The organism is Pantoea sp. AG1095, assembly GCF_003208415.1.
GTDB classification, from domain to species: Bacteria; Pseudomonadota; Gammaproteobacteria; order Enterobacterales; family Enterobacteriaceae; genus Pantoea; species Pantoea leporis.
In genome coordinates this window covers 138,699-155,839 of the sequence record NZ_QKMJ01000009.1, presented here as the reverse complement: position 1 = coordinate 155,839, position 17,141 = coordinate 138,699, and the positions used below count along the sequence as shown (strand labels likewise).

General features: G+C 55.6%; 15 protein-coding genes. 2 read left to right on the top strand and 13 right to left on the bottom strand.

All coding sequences use genetic code 11. From position 1 onward, the window contains the following. Positions 1-12: 12 nt before the first annotated feature. The 13 genes from wzyE to trxA form a co-directional block, all read right to left on the bottom strand. On the bottom strand, positions 13-1,356 hold the full coding sequence (gene wzyE / locus DEU53_RS17715) for an ECA oligosaccharide polymerase (protein ID WP_110867918.1): 1,344 nt from the start codon (positions 1,354-1,356) through the stop codon (positions 13-15). Then, positions 1,353-2,423, bottom strand: coding sequence for a TDP-N-acetylfucosamine:lipid II N-acetylfucosaminyltransferase (locus DEU53_RS17710; protein WP_110867917.1), 1,071 nt, complete (start codon positions 2,421-2,423; stop codon positions 1,353-1,355). Before DEU53_RS17710 ends, wzyE begins: the two co-directional genes overlap by 4 nt. Beyond that, a complete protein-coding gene (wzxE, locus tag DEU53_RS17705; protein WP_110867916.1) occupies positions 2,420-3,673 on the bottom strand; it encodes a lipid III flippase WzxE in 1,254 nt (417 codons plus the stop codon). Before wzxE ends, DEU53_RS17710 begins: the two co-directional genes overlap by 4 nt. Continuing rightward, on the bottom strand, positions 3,673-4,803 hold the full coding sequence (gene rffA, locus DEU53_RS17700) for a dTDP-4-amino-4,6-dideoxygalactose transaminase (RefSeq protein WP_110867915.1): 1,131 nt from the start codon (positions 4,801-4,803) through the stop codon (positions 3,673-3,675). The genes wzxE and rffA overlap by 1 nt, the downstream gene beginning before the upstream one ends. After that, entirely contained in the window at positions 4,800-5,498 is a 699-nt protein-coding gene (rffC, locus tag DEU53_RS17695; RefSeq protein WP_110867914.1) for a dTDP-4-amino-4,6-dideoxy-D-galactose acyltransferase, read from the bottom strand. Before rffC ends, rffA begins: the two co-directional genes overlap by 4 nt. Beyond that, positions 5,476-6,357, bottom strand: a complete 882-nt coding sequence (gene rfbA, locus DEU53_RS17690) for a glucose-1-phosphate thymidylyltransferase RfbA (RefSeq protein WP_101763770.1) — start codon at positions 6,355-6,357, stop codon at positions 5,476-5,478. Before rfbA ends, rffC begins: the two co-directional genes overlap by 23 nt. 22 nt (positions 6,358-6,379) lie before the next feature. Further along, the gene (gene rfbB / locus DEU53_RS17685; protein ID WP_110867913.1) at positions 6,380-7,456 is read right to left on the bottom strand and encodes a dTDP-glucose 4,6-dehydratase; all 1,077 of its coding nucleotides are present in this window, start codon (positions 7,454-7,456) and stop codon (positions 6,380-6,382) included. Next, complete coding sequence (gene wecC, locus DEU53_RS17680; RefSeq protein WP_110867912.1) at positions 7,453-8,712, bottom strand: UDP-N-acetyl-D-mannosamine dehydrogenase; 1,260 nt, start codon at positions 8,710-8,712, stop codon at positions 7,453-7,455. Before wecC ends, rfbB begins: the two co-directional genes overlap by 4 nt. 2 nt (positions 8,713-8,714) lie before the next feature. Then, positions 8,715-9,839: a non-hydrolyzing UDP-N-acetylglucosamine 2-epimerase gene (gene wecB, locus DEU53_RS17675; protein WP_101763773.1), complete on the bottom strand. Its 1,125-nt coding sequence runs from the start codon at positions 9,837-9,839 to the stop codon at positions 8,715-8,717. A gap of 10 nt (positions 9,840-9,849) precedes the next feature. Then, on the bottom strand, positions 9,850-10,899 hold the full coding sequence (gene wzzE, locus DEU53_RS17670) for an ECA polysaccharide chain length modulation protein (protein ID WP_110867911.1): 1,050 nt from the start codon (positions 10,897-10,899) through the stop codon (positions 9,850-9,852). Positions 10,900-10,933: 34 nt separating this feature from the next. Continuing rightward, the gene (wecA, locus tag DEU53_RS17665) at positions 10,934-12,007 is read right to left on the bottom strand and encodes a UDP-N-acetylglucosamine--undecaprenyl-phosphate N-acetylglucosaminephosphotransferase (protein ID WP_110867910.1); all 1,074 of its coding nucleotides are present in this window, start codon (positions 12,005-12,007) and stop codon (positions 10,934-10,936) included. Positions 12,008-12,285: 278 nt separating this feature from the next. Further along, positions 12,286-13,545: a transcription termination factor Rho gene (gene rho / locus DEU53_RS17660; protein WP_008105744.1), complete on the bottom strand. Its 1,260-nt coding sequence runs from the start codon at positions 13,543-13,545 to the stop codon at positions 12,286-12,288. Between the two features lie 345 nt (positions 13,546-13,890). Beyond that, on the bottom strand, positions 13,891-14,223 hold the full coding sequence (trxA, locus tag DEU53_RS17655) for a thioredoxin TrxA (RefSeq protein WP_008105741.1): 333 nt from the start codon (positions 14,221-14,223) through the stop codon (positions 13,891-13,893). A gap of 117 nt (positions 14,224-14,340) precedes the next feature. On the opposite strand from trxA, the gene rhlB reads away from it, so the two are divergent. Continuing rightward, entirely contained in the window at positions 14,341-15,636 is a 1,296-nt protein-coding gene (gene rhlB, locus DEU53_RS17650) for an ATP-dependent RNA helicase RhlB (protein WP_110867909.1), read from the top strand. 7 nt (positions 15,637-15,643) lie between these two features. After that, positions 15,644-17,128, top strand: coding sequence for a guanosine-5'-triphosphate,3'-diphosphate diphosphatase (gppA, locus tag DEU53_RS17645; RefSeq protein ID WP_110867908.1), 1,485 nt, complete (start codon positions 15,644-15,646; stop codon positions 17,126-17,128). Positions 17,129-17,141: the final 13 nt, after the last annotated feature.

The following is a 17,141-nucleotide window of genomic DNA, read 5'->3' as shown; positions in this document are numbered from 1 at the left end:
TGTGCCCAAAGGTTAAGAAGGGCTGTGTAAAACCGGCTCGCTGCGCGGACGAATCAACCCCGCGCGCGCCAACAGCCAGTAAAGCAATTTAGCCGCCCACATACAGGCCGCAAAAATCAGACAAAAGAACACCACGCGCGAGCCGAAAGCATCCAGCCCTTCACGCGCCAGCACGATCATATTAAACACCGCGCCGAAGCAGAAACTCTGCAAAATCGCCCCGCTGTAACGATTGCTGGTATCGCGGCCATACAGATAAAGGTTATCGAAGCCTTTCATCAGCAGGCCGACAGCCACCGCACCGATTGGGATAAACCACACGCCGCCCATCACCACCAGCGAACCCAACAGCGTGGGCGAGATCGCCAAGCCGGAATGGTTGTTCAGCACTTCCCAGGTAAAGTAGTTAGCGCTGTTAAGAATGGCAGTTGGACGTCCCGGCCACATCCAGCTGGGAATGAACACGTAGAAATCGCGCCAAATCGGTGCCAGCCCCTGAAAATCGATCTTGTCGTAGTTTTGCAGCAACAGCGCCAGATTTTCCCACGGCGAGAAGGTGTCGCGCGTCAGATAAAGGAAGGTATAAAACGCTTCATCGCCCACTACGTCGAGGTTATAGCGACGCAACGCCAGCCAGAACATACCGCCAATCGCCATCACACCGGCGCCAACCAGCATCCACAACGTAATCCAGCCGCGCGTTATACCAATAAACAAGAACAGCGCGAACGCGATAATGATATTGGCGCGCGTGCCGCCCACCAGCGCGTAGGTCAGCAAGCCAAATGCCACCGACACCAGCAAAAACCACAGCCACTGACGCTGGGTTGGCTTGAGGAAGTAGCGAATCAGCATCGCCGGAATAAAGAAGTAGAAGAAGCGTTTAAGCGCCACGCCGGACACTTCGCTGGAGAAGATCTGGTTGTAAGCCGAAAGCCGGAACAGCAGCAGGCCGTTGTGCATAAAGAACACCGTCACGGTGCCAATCGCCACCAGCGCCAGCAGCAGACAGGTCAGATGGGTTTCAACCCGGTTCATCTGCAGCCAGGGTTTGCGCGCAGGCGCATTGGCCGGCCACAGCCGCACCTTGTAGCTAACGTAATAGATGGCATAAAAGCTGGTAGCGGCCAGCAGCGCCTGCAGCAGATATTCCGGCGGCACCACCGCCACGTTAAAGCGGAATACCAGCACGCTGGTCAGCGGGAAGCCGAAATAGAAGGTCAGTAAAAACAAAATGGTGAAGAACAGGTGGAAGTTGAAGCGCACCCGTTTAAATTCCCGCCAGGTTAGGGTCAGAATGAAACCCAGCGAACACAGATAAACCACCAGCAGACCACTAAACTGCATCAGGCTCATGTTCTCTCCCTTTCACTCAGGGTTAGCGCGTCGCGCCAGCCTGCCAGATAGCCGGGGGCAAAAAAGGCGATCGAAGAGTGATCGCACTGCGCTAATTGCCGTTGCGCTTCGGCCACGCTGGCGCTATCCAGCGCATCTTCGCTAAACAGCACCGGCAAACCTTGCTCGCTAAGATCGCGCCAGAACGGATTTTTGCGGTTCAGCACAAACGGAATATTGGCCTGAATCAGCAAGCAAAGCGTACCAATGCCTTGCTGGCGCTCGAACATAAAATAGCCGAGCTGGCAGCGGCTAAGTAATGTCAGATAGGCATCAAAGTCGATCTTGTCGCGCAGCAGCGTCACTTGCCCCGCCGGGAACAGGCGCTGTGCGGCGGCGGCAATCTCATCGATGTAAGCGTGATTGTTCTGCGGATAACCGAGCGGCACGACGATTTTCACCTGTTCACCAAACTGGGCTCGAATCGCCTCTAAACCGGCAATATGGCGATTACTGCGATCGCCGGAGTTACCGAGCAGAATAGTGAAATCGGGGCTTTCCACTGGCGCAGGCAGCGCCACATCCGGCATGCGCGTCGGGAAATAGAGCCGCGAGGCGGGAACGCGCGGATGACGCTGCTGGAAATGGTGCACATCACCGCGCGTCGCAAACACGCGCGCCACGCGCCCTTGCGCCATTCTGCGCAGCAGATAAAACAGCTGATACTTAAGGCCGCGCCCTTCTTCGTAGAGATCTGCGCCCCATACATGCCAGAACGCCTGCTGACGACGCAGTTTGCCGCTCAGCAAGGCCAACCAAATGCTGGGATTAAACTGGCCGTGAAAGAAGAAGCGCTGCGAGCGATCGGCAGCACGCGTCACCACCGCTTGCGCCAGCGCACGCTTGCTGGCAAAGGTTTCAATCTGCAATGAAGCATACGCTTGCAGCGTTTCGGGCGCGCTGGATACCACCATAAACTGACGCGGCGCAGCGCCAGGCAGCTCGGCGCTCATCACGTCATTAAAGAAGCGCAGCACCGTATGATTGTGATGCGGGATATCCGATCCCAATACGTGAAAAGTCGTCATTTTTTCCGGCAATAAATCATGAAGGCGCCACAACAAAGGGCGAAATAGAGAACGTAGGTTGCCATGTAAGCCTGCGCGGCCCCGGCGGTCCCGTGCAGCGGAATCAGCCAATGGGAAAAACCGGTCAGCAGGGCAAACTGGCTGATTTCCGTCAGAATATAGAAGCGCAGTGACGCTTTGGCGATCACCAGATATCCGAAAACATAGGCGCCGACTTTAAACACATCACCGCACAACTGCCAGACGAAAAGGTCACGCATCGCGCTGAACTGCGGCGAAAACAGCAGCCAGATAGCGACATCGCGCAGCAGCCATACGCAGAAACTGGCCGCTGCGACGGCAGGTAACACAAAGCGCAGCGCACGCCCAATCTCACGGGCGATTTGCGGTTTCTGCTCCAGCCGCGCCAGCGTGGGCAGCAGCCAGACGCTAAAGGTGGCGGTGATAAATTGCAGGTAGGCATCGGAAATACTGCTCACGCCCTGCCATAAACCGACCTGCGCCCAACCTTGCTGCTCGGCCAGCAGATTTCGCATCATCACCCACGCCACCGGCAAGGTGAATGAGGTGATCAGCGCCATCAGCGTAAACTTCGCCAGATTGCGCGCCAGGTCAGGATGCCAGCCTGGCATCAGCCAGCTCAGCGGCAGCCGATCGCGATGGCGACGCAGCATCAGCAACGCCGGAAACACCAGCAGCGCCGGCACCAGCGCCAATCCCACTAACGCACCAGCATAGCCGCCCAGCCACCAGCACAGCACATAACCCAGCACGCCGACGATACTTCCGGCAATCAGCGCCAGCGCATTGCCGCGCGCATCGCGAAAGCCCTTCAGCAACGCCAGCGTCAGATTGGCCCAGGCAATACCGAGCTGCAGAAAGGCGACAATGCGCACCACGTTGGCATATTCAGCATGACCAAACAGCGCCGTGCTGATGGGCGTTGCCGCCAGCAAAAACACCAGCGCCAGCAGCGTTGAAAAACCGAGCACAATCGCCGAAGCCGTGCCGGTCACCGCGCGCAGTTGTTGTGGCTGTTGCTGATGTTGCGCGACTAACGTAGTGACGCCGTTAAAGATGCCCGCGCCCGCCAATACGCCGAGTACAGTAATCAACTGGCGGAAGTTACCGGCTTGCCCGATCCCTTCGGGTCCGAAGCTTATCGCTAACAGTTTCACCACCAGCAGGCCAGCAACGATTTTTACCAGCGTGGAAGAAGCGGTCCAGACTGATGCTTTTGCTAATGACATCAGGCAAAGAAACTCAGCAGCGAACTGATCACCGTACGCTGGTTGTTATCCGATAAGTTGTAGAACAGCGGCAGGCGCAGCAGGCGCTCGCTTTCACGCGTGGTAAAGGCATCATCACCGTGGAAGCGGCCAAAACGTTCACCCGCTGGCGACGAGTGCAGCGGGATGTAATGGAACACCGTGAGGATTTCCGCCTCTTTCATCCAGTTGATCAGCGCCTGACGATCGTCGCTGTCGCGCAGCTTGATGTAGAACATATGTGCATTGTGGCGGCAATTTTTTGGCACTACCGGCAGCTCAATACGGCCGGCAGCAGCCAGCGGCCGCAGCGCATCGTAGTAGCGTTGCCACAAACGCAAACGCTGCTGATTAATTTGCTCCGCCGCTTCCAGCTGCGCCCACAAATAGGCCGCCTGCAAATCCGCCATCAAATAGCTGGAGCCAATATCGCGCCAGGTATATTTATCTACCTGACCACGGAAAAACTGGCTGCGGTTGGTGCCTTTTTCACGAATGATCTCGGCACGATCCACCAGCTTCGCGTCATTGATCAGCGTTGCGCCGCCTTCACCGCCGGCGGTGTAATTTTTAGTTTCGTGAAAGCTAAAGCAGCCAATGTGACCAATGGTGCCGAGCGCGCGTCCTTTGTACTGCGACATCACGCCTTGCGCGGCATCCTCGATAACATAGAGTTTATGCTTCGCCGCCAGCGCCATGATGCTGTCCATCTCGCAGGCCACGCCCGCGTAATGCACTGGCACGATGGCGCGGGTTTTCGGCGTGATCGCCGCTTCAATCAGCGTTTCATCGATATTTAGCGTATCGGGGCGCACATCGACAAACACAATGGTCGCGCCGCGCAGCACAAAGGCGTTGGCGGTGGAGACGAAGGTGTAGCTCGGCATGATCACTTCATCGCCAGGCTGCAGGTCAATCAGCAGCGCCGCCATCTCCAGCGACGCGGTGCAGGATGGCGTCAGCAGCACTTTTTTGCTGCCGAAATGCTGTTCCATCCACTGCTGGCAGCGGCGAGTAAAGCCGCCATCGCCGCACAGCTTGCCGCTGGCCATCGCCGACTGCATATATTCAACTTCGCTGCCGACAATCGGCGGCGCATTAAATGGGATCATGAGGCTTTCCTGTAGAACCAGTAAGCGGTGCTTTCCAGCCGCGCACCGCTGCGTAAATAGAGGCGCAACGCCGTGAGATTGCTGAGCTGGGTCGCCACGCGCAGATGCGTTAGCTGACGCACGCGGCCCCAGTCGGCGGCGGCGAGCAGCAGGCGCTGGCCGACGCCGCAACCTTGTGCGGCGGGCAATACCGCCAGCAGACCGATGCGCATGTCGCCGTCCACTTCGCGCATCGAGACGAAACCTTGCAGCGCGCCCTGCTCATCGCAGGCCACCAGACATTGATTATCAAAGGTGCCGCGCACCGCATTTTCAATCCACTGCGCGTAGAAACGTCCGCTGTCCGCCGCAGCAAACCACGGCGCGCGGAAGCGACTTTGGCTAAACGCCTGCGCAGCCGCTTCACGCAGTGCCGGGATTTGTGCTTCCCGCGCAATGCGCACGCCAACTTGCCGCTCGGTATGTTTGATGCTGAGGGAAAGGTCAGCTTCGCCTTCCACTAACTGAAAACCATGCTGGCTCAGCGCATCGATGGCATCAACACGTTCAGCGGGCACCTTCACTTGCCACAGCGCATACGGCTGCTGAAGGGCCTCGGCCAGCACCAAATCGCCATCCAGCGATAAGCGCACGCTGTTCTGACCGAAGAACTCATTTTCCCATGTAAGGGGATCAATATTGACGCGGACGGGCATTGTGAACATCCAGCAGATACTGGCCGTAGCCGGTTTTGGTTAGCGCCTGAGCCGCGGCTAAAAGCTGGGCATCGCTCAGCCAGCCGTTACGCCATGCAATCTCTTCCAGGCAGGCAATTTTAAAGCCCTGCCGTTTTTCCACCGTCTGCACAAACATACTCGCCTCAATCAGGCTGTCGTGCGTGCCGGTATCCAGCCAGGCAAATCCGCGCCCCAGCAACTCCACTGCAAGTTCGCCCTGATCGAGATACATCTGGTTGATGGCGGTGATTTCCAGCTCACCGCGCTCGGAAGGTTTCACCTGTTTGGCGAACTCCACCACGCGGTTGTCGTAAAAATAGAGTCCGGTGACCGCCCAGCGCGATTTCGGCTGCTGCGGTTTTTCCTCAATGGAGAGCGCGTTAAAGTCGTCATCAAACTCCACCACGCCAAAACGCTCCGGATCCATCACCTGATAAGCAAAGACGGTCGCGCCGCTGCTGCGCGCGGCCACTTTCTTCAGCTTGGGGCTGAAACCCTGGCCGAAATAGAGATTGTCGCCCAGCACCAGACAACAGTGATCGTCACCAATAAAACTTTCGCCAATGATAAATGCCTGCGCCAGCCCATCAGGACGGGGTTGTTCTGCATAGGTTAGCTGAATCCCAAATTCACTGCCGTCGCCCAGTAAGCGTTCAAAATGGGCGCGATCTTCTGGCGTGGTGATGATCAAAATTTCGCGAATCCCTGCCAGCATCAGTACCGACAGCGGATAGTAAATCATGGGTTTGTCATATACCGGCAACAGCTGTTTCGAGATGGCGCGGGTAATCGGATGCAAACGCGTGCCCGAACCTCCGGCTAAAATAATGCCTTTCATCGCTGCTCCTTCTGAAGTGCGTTTAACGCGGCGTGGCTAATCCCAGACGCTCACCGCGATAGCTGCCGTTAAGAATTGCCTGCCACCATTGCGGGTTTGCCAGATACCATTGCACGGTTTTACGAATGCCGCTCTCAAAGGTTTGCTGCGGCGTCCAACCCAGCTCACGCTCAATTTTACTGGCGTCGATGGCGTAGCGCTGGTCGTGGCCGGGACGATCGCTAACAAAGGTAATCAGGTCACGGTAGCGGCTCAGGTGCGGTGCACGCTGCTGCGGCGCCAACTCATCCAGCAGATCGCACAGCGTTTCCACCACTTCAAGATTACGTCGCTCGTTATGACCACCAATATTGTAGGTTTCCCCTACTTTGCCGCTGCTCACCACGCTATACAGCGCCCGCGCGTGATCCTCTACATATAGCCAGTCGCGTATCTGGCTGCCGTTGCCATACACTGGCAGCGGTTTGCCCGCCAGCGCATTAATGATGGTGAGTGGGATCAGCTTCTCCGGGAAATGATACGGTCCGTAATTGTTGGAGCAGTTAGTGATGATGACCGGCAAACCGTAGGTGCGCAGCCAGGCGCGCACCAGATGATCGCTGCTGGCTTTGGTCGCCGAATAGGGGCTGCTCGGCGCATACGGCGTGGTTTCGGTAAAGAAATCGTCGCTACCGTGCAGGTCACCAAACACTTCATCAGTGGAGATATGATGCAGAATGAAGCCTTTTTTGCGTTCATCTGCCATGCCATTCCAGTAATGACGCGCCGCTTCCAGCAGCTGATAGGTGCCGACAATATTGGTTTCGATGAAGGCGATAGGTCCATCGATCGAGCGGTCAACATGACTTTCTGCCGCCAGATGCATAATGCAATCCGGTTGATAGTGTGCCATGACGCGATCCAGCTCAGCGCGATGGCAAATATCCACCTGTTCGAAGGCGAAACGTGCATTCTGTTGCACCGGCGCCAGCGACGCCAGATTGCCGGCATAGCTTAGCTTATCGACCACCACCACGCGGTGTTCAGTGTTTTCAAGCAGAAAACGTACCAGCGCAGAACCGATAAATCCTGCCCCGCCGGTCACCAGAAACTGTTTCATCGCCAAACGCCTTTGGTATCAACAATCCACGGCTGGGCAATCTGGGCCGCATCAATCGCGCGGAACTGTGCGTGATCAACCAACATCACCAGAATATCCGCCTGCTGCAGCGCTACGTCCGTGGCAACCAGCGTGGCTTCGTGCGCCAGACGTTGCGGAATGTCTTCCACATGCGGTTCAACCACCCAAGTTGCGCCGCTGTGCCACTCGGCAATACGATGCGCGACGCTCATCGCCGGACTTTCGCGCAGATCGTCAATATTCGGTTTGAAGGCCAGACCAAAGCAGGCAATGGTGACATCGCTGGCGCGTTTGCCGCTGGCGGTGAGGCACTCTGCTAACGCCTGCTTTACCTGATCCAGCACCCAGCCCGGTTTGGCATCATTCACTTCACGTGCGGTGCGAATCAGTCGCGCCTGTTCTGGATTCTGCGCCACGATAAACCACGGATCGACGGCGATACAGTGCCCGCCGACGCCCGGTCCGGGTTGCAGGATGTTGACGCGCGGATGGCGATTCGCGAGCGCAATCAGCTCCCACACGTTGATGCCCTGCTCGGCGCAAATCAGCGACAGCTCATTGGCAAAGGCGATATTCACATCGCGGAAGCTGTTTTCTGTCAATTTGCACATCTCGGCGGTACGCGCATTGGTTTCCACACACGCGCCGCGCAGGAAAATGCGGTACAGCTCGCTGGCGCGTGCGGAACAGGCTGGCGTCATGCCACCAATGACGCGATCGTTTTCCAGCAGTTCAACCATCACTTTGCCGGGCAACACGCGCTCCGGGCAGTAAGCGATAAACACATCGCACGCATCACCGTGCTGCGGGAAACGCAAATCGGGACGCGCCGCCGCCAGCCATTCCGCCATTTGCTCGGTGGCGCCCACCGGCGACGTCGATTCGAGGATCACCAGATCGCCCGCTTTTAACACGGGTGCAATCGACAGCGCCGCGGCCTGCACATAGCTGAGATCCGGCTGATGGTCGCCGATAAACGGCGTGGGCACGGCGATCAGGAATGCATCGGCGGCTTCGGCCTGTGTAGTCGCACGTAGATGACCGGCACGCACGGCTTTGCGCACCACATCACCCAACTCGGGTTCCACGATATGGATATCGCCACGATTGATGGTTTCAACGGCGCGGACATTAATATCCACCCCAACGACTTTCTTTCCCTTTGAGGCAAAAACGGCTGCCGTTGGCAGCCCAATGTAGCCCAGTCCGATAACGGAAATGGTTTCAAAACGCATGGTTACACTCTGTGTTGTTTTAGGGCCTGCAAGATGCGCGCGCAGGCATGGCCATCGCCATACGGATTGTGCGCGCGACTCATTGCCTGCCAGGCTTCATCGTCCTGCAACAGCAGGCTGACTTCAGCGACAATTTTACTGATATCGGTGCCGACCAGTTTCACCGTGCCTGCCTCCACCGCTTCCGGACGCTCGGTGGTATCGCGCATCACCAGCACCGGTTTGCCTAATGACGGCGCTTCTTCCTGAATGCCACCGGAGTCGGTGAGAATCAGCCATGAGCGATTCATCAGCCAGACAAACGGCAGATACTCTTGCGGCTCAATCAGAATGATGTTTTCGATGCCGCTGAGAATGCGATTAACCGGTTCGCTGACGTTGGGATTGAGGTGCACGGGATAGACAATTTGCACTTGCGGATGCTGGCGCGCGATTTGCGCCAGCGCACTGCAAATGCGTTCAAAGCCGTCGCCAAAACTTTCACGGCGATGTCCCGTAACCAGAATGAGTTTTTTGTCAGCGTCGAGGAACGGATAGCGCGCGGCGAGGCGGGCATTGAGATCGGCATCGTCCAGTACGCGATCACGCACCCACAGCAGCGCATCAATCACCGTGTTGCCCGTCACGAAAATGCGCGCATCTGGCAGATTCTCGCGCAACAAATTTTGTCGCGAATTTTGCGTGGGCGTGAAGTGATAACTGGCGAGATGGCCGGTGAGCGTGCGATTGGCCTCTTCCGGCCACGGCGACATCAGGTTGCCGGTACGCAATCCCGCTTCTACGTGACCCACCGGAATCTGGTGATAAAACGCCGCCAGGCTGGCCGCAAACGTGGTGGTGGTATCGCCGTGCACTAACACCACATCCGGCTGGAAATCGGCGAGTACGGTTTTCATGCCCTGCAGAATGCGGCTGGTGATCTCCGTCAGCCCTTGCTCCGGGCGCATGATATTCAGATCATAATCAGGCTGCAGCTGGAACAAACGCAGCACCTGGTCGAGCATTTCACGATGTTGTGCGGTGACGCATAGGCGTGACTCGAACGCAGCATCCTGCGCCAGCGCCTGCACCAGCGGAGCCATTTTGATCGCTTCAGGACGCGTGCCAAATACCGTCAGAACTTTCACGTGGCTTCTCTTAATGGCTCGTTGCTAACGTTGAACGCGGACGACGCACCAGCGCCACTCCCGCACCGACCAGCGCGCCAATCACGCCCCACATGATCATCATAAACAGGCGGCGCGGACTATCGCGCGACACCGGCTCTTCCGGGGTGCGCAAATAGCGGTAAGTCTGAAATTGTTTATCCAGACGCGGACCGGCCTGCAGCGTACTCAGCATCGCTTTGTTTTGATCATAGCTTAAATCGTAAGCAGGCCCGCTGGCTTGTAAAGTGTCGAGTTGCGCCTGCAGCATTTGCTGACCCAGCAGGAAACGATCGCTGTCTGGCAACGCCTCGCCGGTTGCCGGCACGCGGTTCTCTTTAATCCCCTGCTCGCTCGCCACTTTCAGCGCCTGCTCGATGCGCTGACGTTGACGTTCAAATACCGCCTGCGCCACTTCCTGCTGGCGGTTAACCTGCGACGCCAGCTGCACGCTGCGCGCCTGCCAGGCGCCTTTCAGCTCCGCATTAAGATGACGCGCCGCACGCTCGCTGGCGTAGGCGATATATTGACGCAGCAGATTGTTAGCATCGCTGGCGGTTTCGGCGACCAGCTTAATGTTATCTAAGATATTGCGCGCCGGGTCGGCAGCGGTGAACTGAATGTTGGTGATCAGGTCGTCGAGCAGCGCCGCATCGTTGTGCGCGTTACCGCTTTTGCGGCTTTTGAAGTATTCGGTCTGCTGCCAGAAATCACGGCGCGTATCCCATGATGCCAGCTGCATGGTGAACTCCTGATAAACCTCATCCATCACGGTCGGCGCTGGCGAACTGAGATTGAGCGTATTGGTGCGCACATCCAGATTATTGAGGAATTGCTGCTGTACGAAGAAATCACCCAGCATATTGACCGTTGGACGATCGGTCACCGCCGTGGTGCTCCACGCCTGCTTCATTAACATCGATGCTAACCAGGCAACCAGCGCAAACAGCAGCGCCAGACCGATAATCCAGCGTTTACCACGCCAGAGTGTGCAGCCAAGGCCACGTATATCCAGTTCGTTCTCCACAACGACAGAGGTCATAACAAAATCCTTATCAGGGTACTTTCTGGGTAATTTATTTTTTATCTTCGCTGCTTTGCCAGCGACGTTTAATGCGACGGATTTTGCGCGCCACGCGCCATGCGTGTTTCAGGCAATAGCCATAAAGGAGGAATGCCATCATGAACAGCACCAGCATCACCCATTCCGGGATGAAAGCCAGATACTCGCCGAGCACACCAATACCCGCCAGAAGCGCGGCGGCGACGGTAATCAGCAGGAACGCCTGACGTGACGTGAATCCGGCGCGCATAATTAAATGGTGGATGTGCTGGCGGTCAGCGGAAAACGGGCTCATGCCTTTGCGCAAACGGCGATACATAATCGCCACCATATCCATCAGCGGAATCGCGATCAGCCACAGCGCGGTGACGGGCGTGATCGGATGGCTCAGGCCTTGGGTGGTTTCCAGCAGAATCCAGATGATGGTGAAACCGATCATGGTGCTACCGGCATCGCCCATAAACACTTTGTAGCGACGGCCAATCAAGCCGAGATTAAGCAGGATATAAGGAATGGTGGCGGCGATCATCGCGAAGCACCACATGGCGAGGCTGGTCTGGCCGTCGAAATAGAGAATGATGCCCATGGCGGCGAAAGTGACGCTGGAGAGGCCGCCAAGCAGGCCATCAATCCCATCCACCATATTGAACGCGTTGATGGCGGCCCATACGGCGAATAGCGTCAATACGTAGCCAAACGGACCGACAATTAACTCAACCGGCCCGATAATAAAGCCCAGACTGAGCAAATAGAGTTTGGCGCCGACCATCATCACGATGGCAACCGCCGCCTGCACCAGCGCACGAATTTTAACGCTGATATCGAAGCGATCGTCCAGTGCGCCAACCAGCACCAATACGCCCGCGCAACTCAGATACAGCATCGCGTGCGGCAAATAATAATTTGAGATGGCAAAAGCGAAGCAGATTCCCGCGTACACGGAAATGCCGCCAACTAACGGAATGGCGCCATGGTGCCTTTTTCTGGAGTTTGGTGTGTCCACAAGCCCAATTTTTTTAGCTGCTTTGCGAGCAAAAAACAGGAACACTAAAGTAAAAAGAAAAACTAAACCAAGCTCAGTACTCATAGTGAGTAAATTCACGTTAATGCTCTCAGCTAAAATCGTGGACAACAATATGCAAAACACCCGCCATTGCCGTATATCCCTATTCCGAATTCTGCTACAGAAAAGTCTGATTGCTGAAAAAACAAACGAATCTCTGTCACAGTCAATATAAAAGCTTCCTGACTGCGCTAATCCTAATGCCCATAAATAAAAAACGCCACGTTAAGACGTGGCGTTAGCAATATTTCCTGGCAAATTGTGCGAATCACCGCTTGGCTTAGCGACTCGCCGATCGCAACTTAGGAACGCTTCATCATATCGAAGAATTCGTCGTTGGTTTTCGTCATGGCCAGTTTGTTGATGAGGAACTCCATCGCGTCGATTTCACCCATTGGATGGATGATTTTGCGCAGAATCCACATCTTCTGCAGCTCTTCCTGCGTAGTGAGCAGCTCTTCTTTACGGGTACCGGAACGATTGTAGTCAATCGCTGGGAATACACGCTTCTCGGCGATTTTGCGCGAGAGGTGCAATTCCATGTTACCTGTACCTTTAAACTCTTCGTAAATCACTTCGTCCATCTTCGAACCGGTATCAACCAGCGCGGTCGCGATGATGGTCAGGCTGCCGCCCTCTTCCACGTTACGTGCCGCACCGAAGAAACGCTTCGGACGATGCAGGGCGTTAGCATCCACACCACCGGTCAGCACTTTACCTGATGCTGGAACCACGGTGTTGTAGGCACGCGCCAGACGCGTGATGGAGTCAAGCAGGATGATCACATCTTTCTTGTGCTCAACCAGGCGCTTGGCCTTCTCGATCACCATCTCAGCAACCTGCACGTGACGTGACGCTGGCTCATCAAAGGTCGAAGCGATCACTTCACCTTTAACCAGACGCTGCATCTCGGTCACTTCTTCCGGACGTTCGTCAATCAGCAGCACCATCAGCAGGCAATCTGGATAGTTGTAGGCGATGCTCTGCGCGATGTTCTGCAGCAGCATGGTTTTACCCGCTTTCGGCGGCGCCACAATCAGACCACGTTGACCACGACCAATCGGAGAAGCCAGATCCAGCACGCGTGCGGTCAGATCTTCAGTCGAGCCATTACCGCGTTCCATACGCATACGCTTGCTGGCGTGCAGCGGCGTAAGGTTTTCGAACAGAATCTTGTTACGCGCGTTTTCCGGCTTGTCATAGTTAACTTCATTAACTTTCAACAGCGCAAAGTAGCGTTCACCCTCTTTTGGCGGGCGAATCTTGCCAGAAATGGTGTCACCAGTGCGGAGGTTGAAGCGGCGGATTTGGCTAGGAGAGACGTAGATATCATCGGGACCGGCGAGGTAGGAGCTATCTCCAGAACGAAGGAAACCAAATCCATCCTGTAATATCTCCAGCACACCATCACCAAAGATGTCTTCGCCGCTTTTTGCGTGCTGTTTCAGGATAGAGAAAATAATATCCTGCTTGCGCATACGCGCCTGGTTTTCCAGCCCCATATTTTCGCCGAGGGTAATCAGCTCAGAAACCGGCGTATTCTTTAATTCGGTAAGATTCATAGTGATGGGTTCTTAAACTCGGGGTAATTCTCGAAATGATTGTCGTGAGTGGTATGGCAAAAATTCCATGCCTGTTAATGGCTCTTTTTCAACTCAGCTCGACGATTATCGTCAGATGTGGCGATAGGAAACGAGGAGACAGTCGAAAGATGATGCCGAATGTGCTAGTCATCAGATTGCCAAACCACGATAACGTTCATTGCGAGTAGGGTCTGACAAGGGAAAACTTAGATGCAAACTACAAGGTAAGAGCGTAATGCAGTGAAATTAACTTAACACGCTTAAAGTGAGACGTCCAGCAGTGGCGAAAAAATTCACCACTGCCGAACAAACACCGCGCCGGGCTTAGGCCAGGTTGGCGTTCAGGAACTCTTTCAACTGTCCTTTAGACAGTGCGCCAACCTTGGTTGCCGCCACTTCGCCGTTCTTGAACAGCAGCAGAGTTGGGATACCGCGGATGCCATATTTTGGCGCTGTACCCGGGTTGTCATCAATGTTCAACTTAGCGATGGTAAGTTTACCTTCGTACTCTTCTGCGACTTCGTCGAGAATTGGGGCGATCATTTTGCAAGGACCACACCATTCAGCCCAGAAATCTACCAGAGTGACACCGTCTGCTTTCAGTACGTCTGTGTCGAAACTGTCATCGGTCAAGTGAACGATCTTATCGCTGCTCATGTTTAACTCCAAAAGATTGCGCCTGGCGAATTGGCGGAAATGATACCAACGTAGGTTGACTTTATTTCATCGGATACGCTTTCGTAAAGCGCTAGTAAGCTGATATTCTACCACACTATGAGCAAAACACACTTAACTGAACAGAAGTTTTCCGACTTCGCCCTGCACCCTCAGGTGGTAGAAGCCCTTGATACCAAAGGCTTTTCTAACTGCACGCCTATCCAGGCGCTCGCATTGCCTTTTACGCTTTCAGGGCGTGATGTTGCGGGTCAGGCGCAAACCGGTACCGGCAAAACGATGGCGTTCCTGACGTCAACGTTTCATTATCTTCTTTCTCATCCTGCCGCAGAAGGTCGCCAGATCAATCAGCCACGTGCGCTGATCATGGCCCCGACGCGTGAGCTCGCCGTACAAATTCATGCCGATGCAGAACCGTTAGCCAAGGTCACTGGCTTAAAGCTGGGCCTAGCTTATGGTGGCGACGGCTACGATAAACAGCTGAAAGTGCTGGCTGATGGTGTCGATATTCTGGTGGGCACCACCGGACGTCTGATTGACTACGCCAAGCAGAACCATGTCAACCTGGGCGCGATTCAGGTTGTTGTGTTGGATGAAGCCGATCGCATGTTCGATCTCGGCTTTATTAAAGACATTCGTTGGCTGTTCCGCCGCATGCCGCCGGCCACCCAACGCCTGAGTATGCTGTTCTCTGCAACCTTGTCTTACCGCGTGCGTGAACTGGCGTTTGAGCACATGAACAACGCCGAATACGTGGAAGTGGAACCCGAGCAGAAAACCGGCCACCGCATTAAAGAAGAGCTTTTCTACCCTTCAAACGAAGAGAAAATGCGCTTGCTGCAGACGCTGGTAGAAGAAGAGTGGCCAGATCGCGCCATTATCTTTGCGAACACCAAGCACCGCTGTGAAGACATTTGGGGCCATCTGGCTGCCGATGGTCATCGCGTGGGTCTGCTGACGGGTGATGTGGCGCAGAAAAAACGTCTGCGTATCCTCGATGACTTCACCAAAGGCGATGTGGATATCCTGGTTGCCACCGACGTCGCGGCACGGGGTTTACACATTCCTGCCGTCACGCATGTGTTCAACTACGATCTGCCTGACGATCGCGAAGACTACGTTCACCGTATTGGTCGTACTGGCCGCGCGGGTGCCAGCGGTCACTCCATCAGCCTGGCGTGCGAAGAGTACGCGCTGAACCTGCCGGCAATCGAAGAGTATATTGGTCACGGTATTCCGGTCAGCAAGTACAACAGCGATGCGCTGATGAGCGAACTGCCACCGCCGAAACGTCTGCAACGCAGCCGCTCGGGTAACGGCCCACGCCGTGGCGGGAACAACAGTAACCGTCGGAGCGGCGCGCCGCGCAATAGCAACCGTAAACGTTCGGGTTAAGCACACCATGCTAAGCGCATCGTCACTTTATGCAGCGATTGATTTAGGTTCTAACAGCTTTCATATGTTGGTGGTGCGCGAGGTGTCTGGCAGCATTCAGACCGTCGCGCGGATAAAGCGCAAAGTGCGTCTGGCGGCTGGCCTCGACAAAGCGAATCACCTCTCCGCTGAGGCGATGCAACGCGGCTGGCAGTGCCTGAGGTTGTTCTCCGAACAGCTGCAGGATATTCCTCCGGAACAAATCCGCGTGGTGGCAACCGCCACGCTGCGCCTTGCCGAAAATGCGCAGGATTTCCTCACAACGGCTGAACACATTCTTGGCTGCGCGGTGAATGTCATCAGCGGCGAAGAGGAAGCACGCCTGATTTATCAGGGCGTAGCGCATACCACCGGCGGTTCCGATCAGCGTTTAGTGGTCGATATCGGCGGTGGCAGCACCGAACTGGTGACTGGCGAAGGTTCACATGCCACCACGCTGTTCAGCTTGTCGATGGGTTGCGTAACCTGGCTTGAACGCTACTTCAGCGACCGTCATCTGGCCAAAGAGAATTTCGAGCAGGCCGAACTGGCCGCGCGCGAGATGATCCGTCCGGTGGCCGCTGCGCTGCGCGAAAAAGGCTGGCAAATCTGCGTCGGAGCGTCGGGCACCGTACAAGCGTTGCAGGAAATTATGATGGCGCAGGGCATGGATGAGCGCATCACCTTAAGCAAACTGCAACAGCTGAAACAGCGCGCGATTCAGTGCGGCAAGTTGGAAGAGCTGGAAATTGAAGGATTGACGCTGGAGCGCGCCTTAGTGTTCCCGAGCGGTTTATCGATTCTCATCGCTATCTTCCAGGAACTCAGCATTGAAGGTATGACGCTGGCCGGCGGCGCACTGCGCGAAGGTTTAGTGTATGGCATGCTGCATCTGCCGGTGGATCGTGATATCCGCAGCCGCACATTGCAGAACGTGCAGCGTCGTTTTGCCATTGATATTGACCAGGCCGGTCGCGTACGTCAGTTGGCGGAGAGTTTCTTCCGTCAGGTGAGCAGCAGCTGGAAGCTGGATAACCGATGTCGCGATCTACTCCTTAGCGCCTGTTCTATCCACGAAATTGGCCTGAGCGTCGATTTCCGCCAGGCACCGCAACACGCCGCTTACCTGATTCGTCATCTCGATCTTCCTGGCTTCACTCCCGCGCAGAAAAAAATGCTGGCTTGCCTGCTGCAGAACCAAAGCGGCAGCATCGATTTAGCCTTGCTGACCCAGCAAAACGCCGTACCGCCGCGCATGGCGGAGCGTTTAAGTCGTTTGCTACGCTTAGCGATTATCTTCTCAAGTCGTCGTCGCGATGACACTTTGCCTGCCGTGCGTTTACAGGCGGATGATGATGCACTGCATTTGACGTTGCCGGCCGGTTGGCGCGAAGCGCATCCGCTGCGTTCTGAGCTGTTAGAGCAGGAGAGTCATTATCAGTCCTACGTGCACTGGTTACTGACGATTTCCTGATTGGGATTGCGCT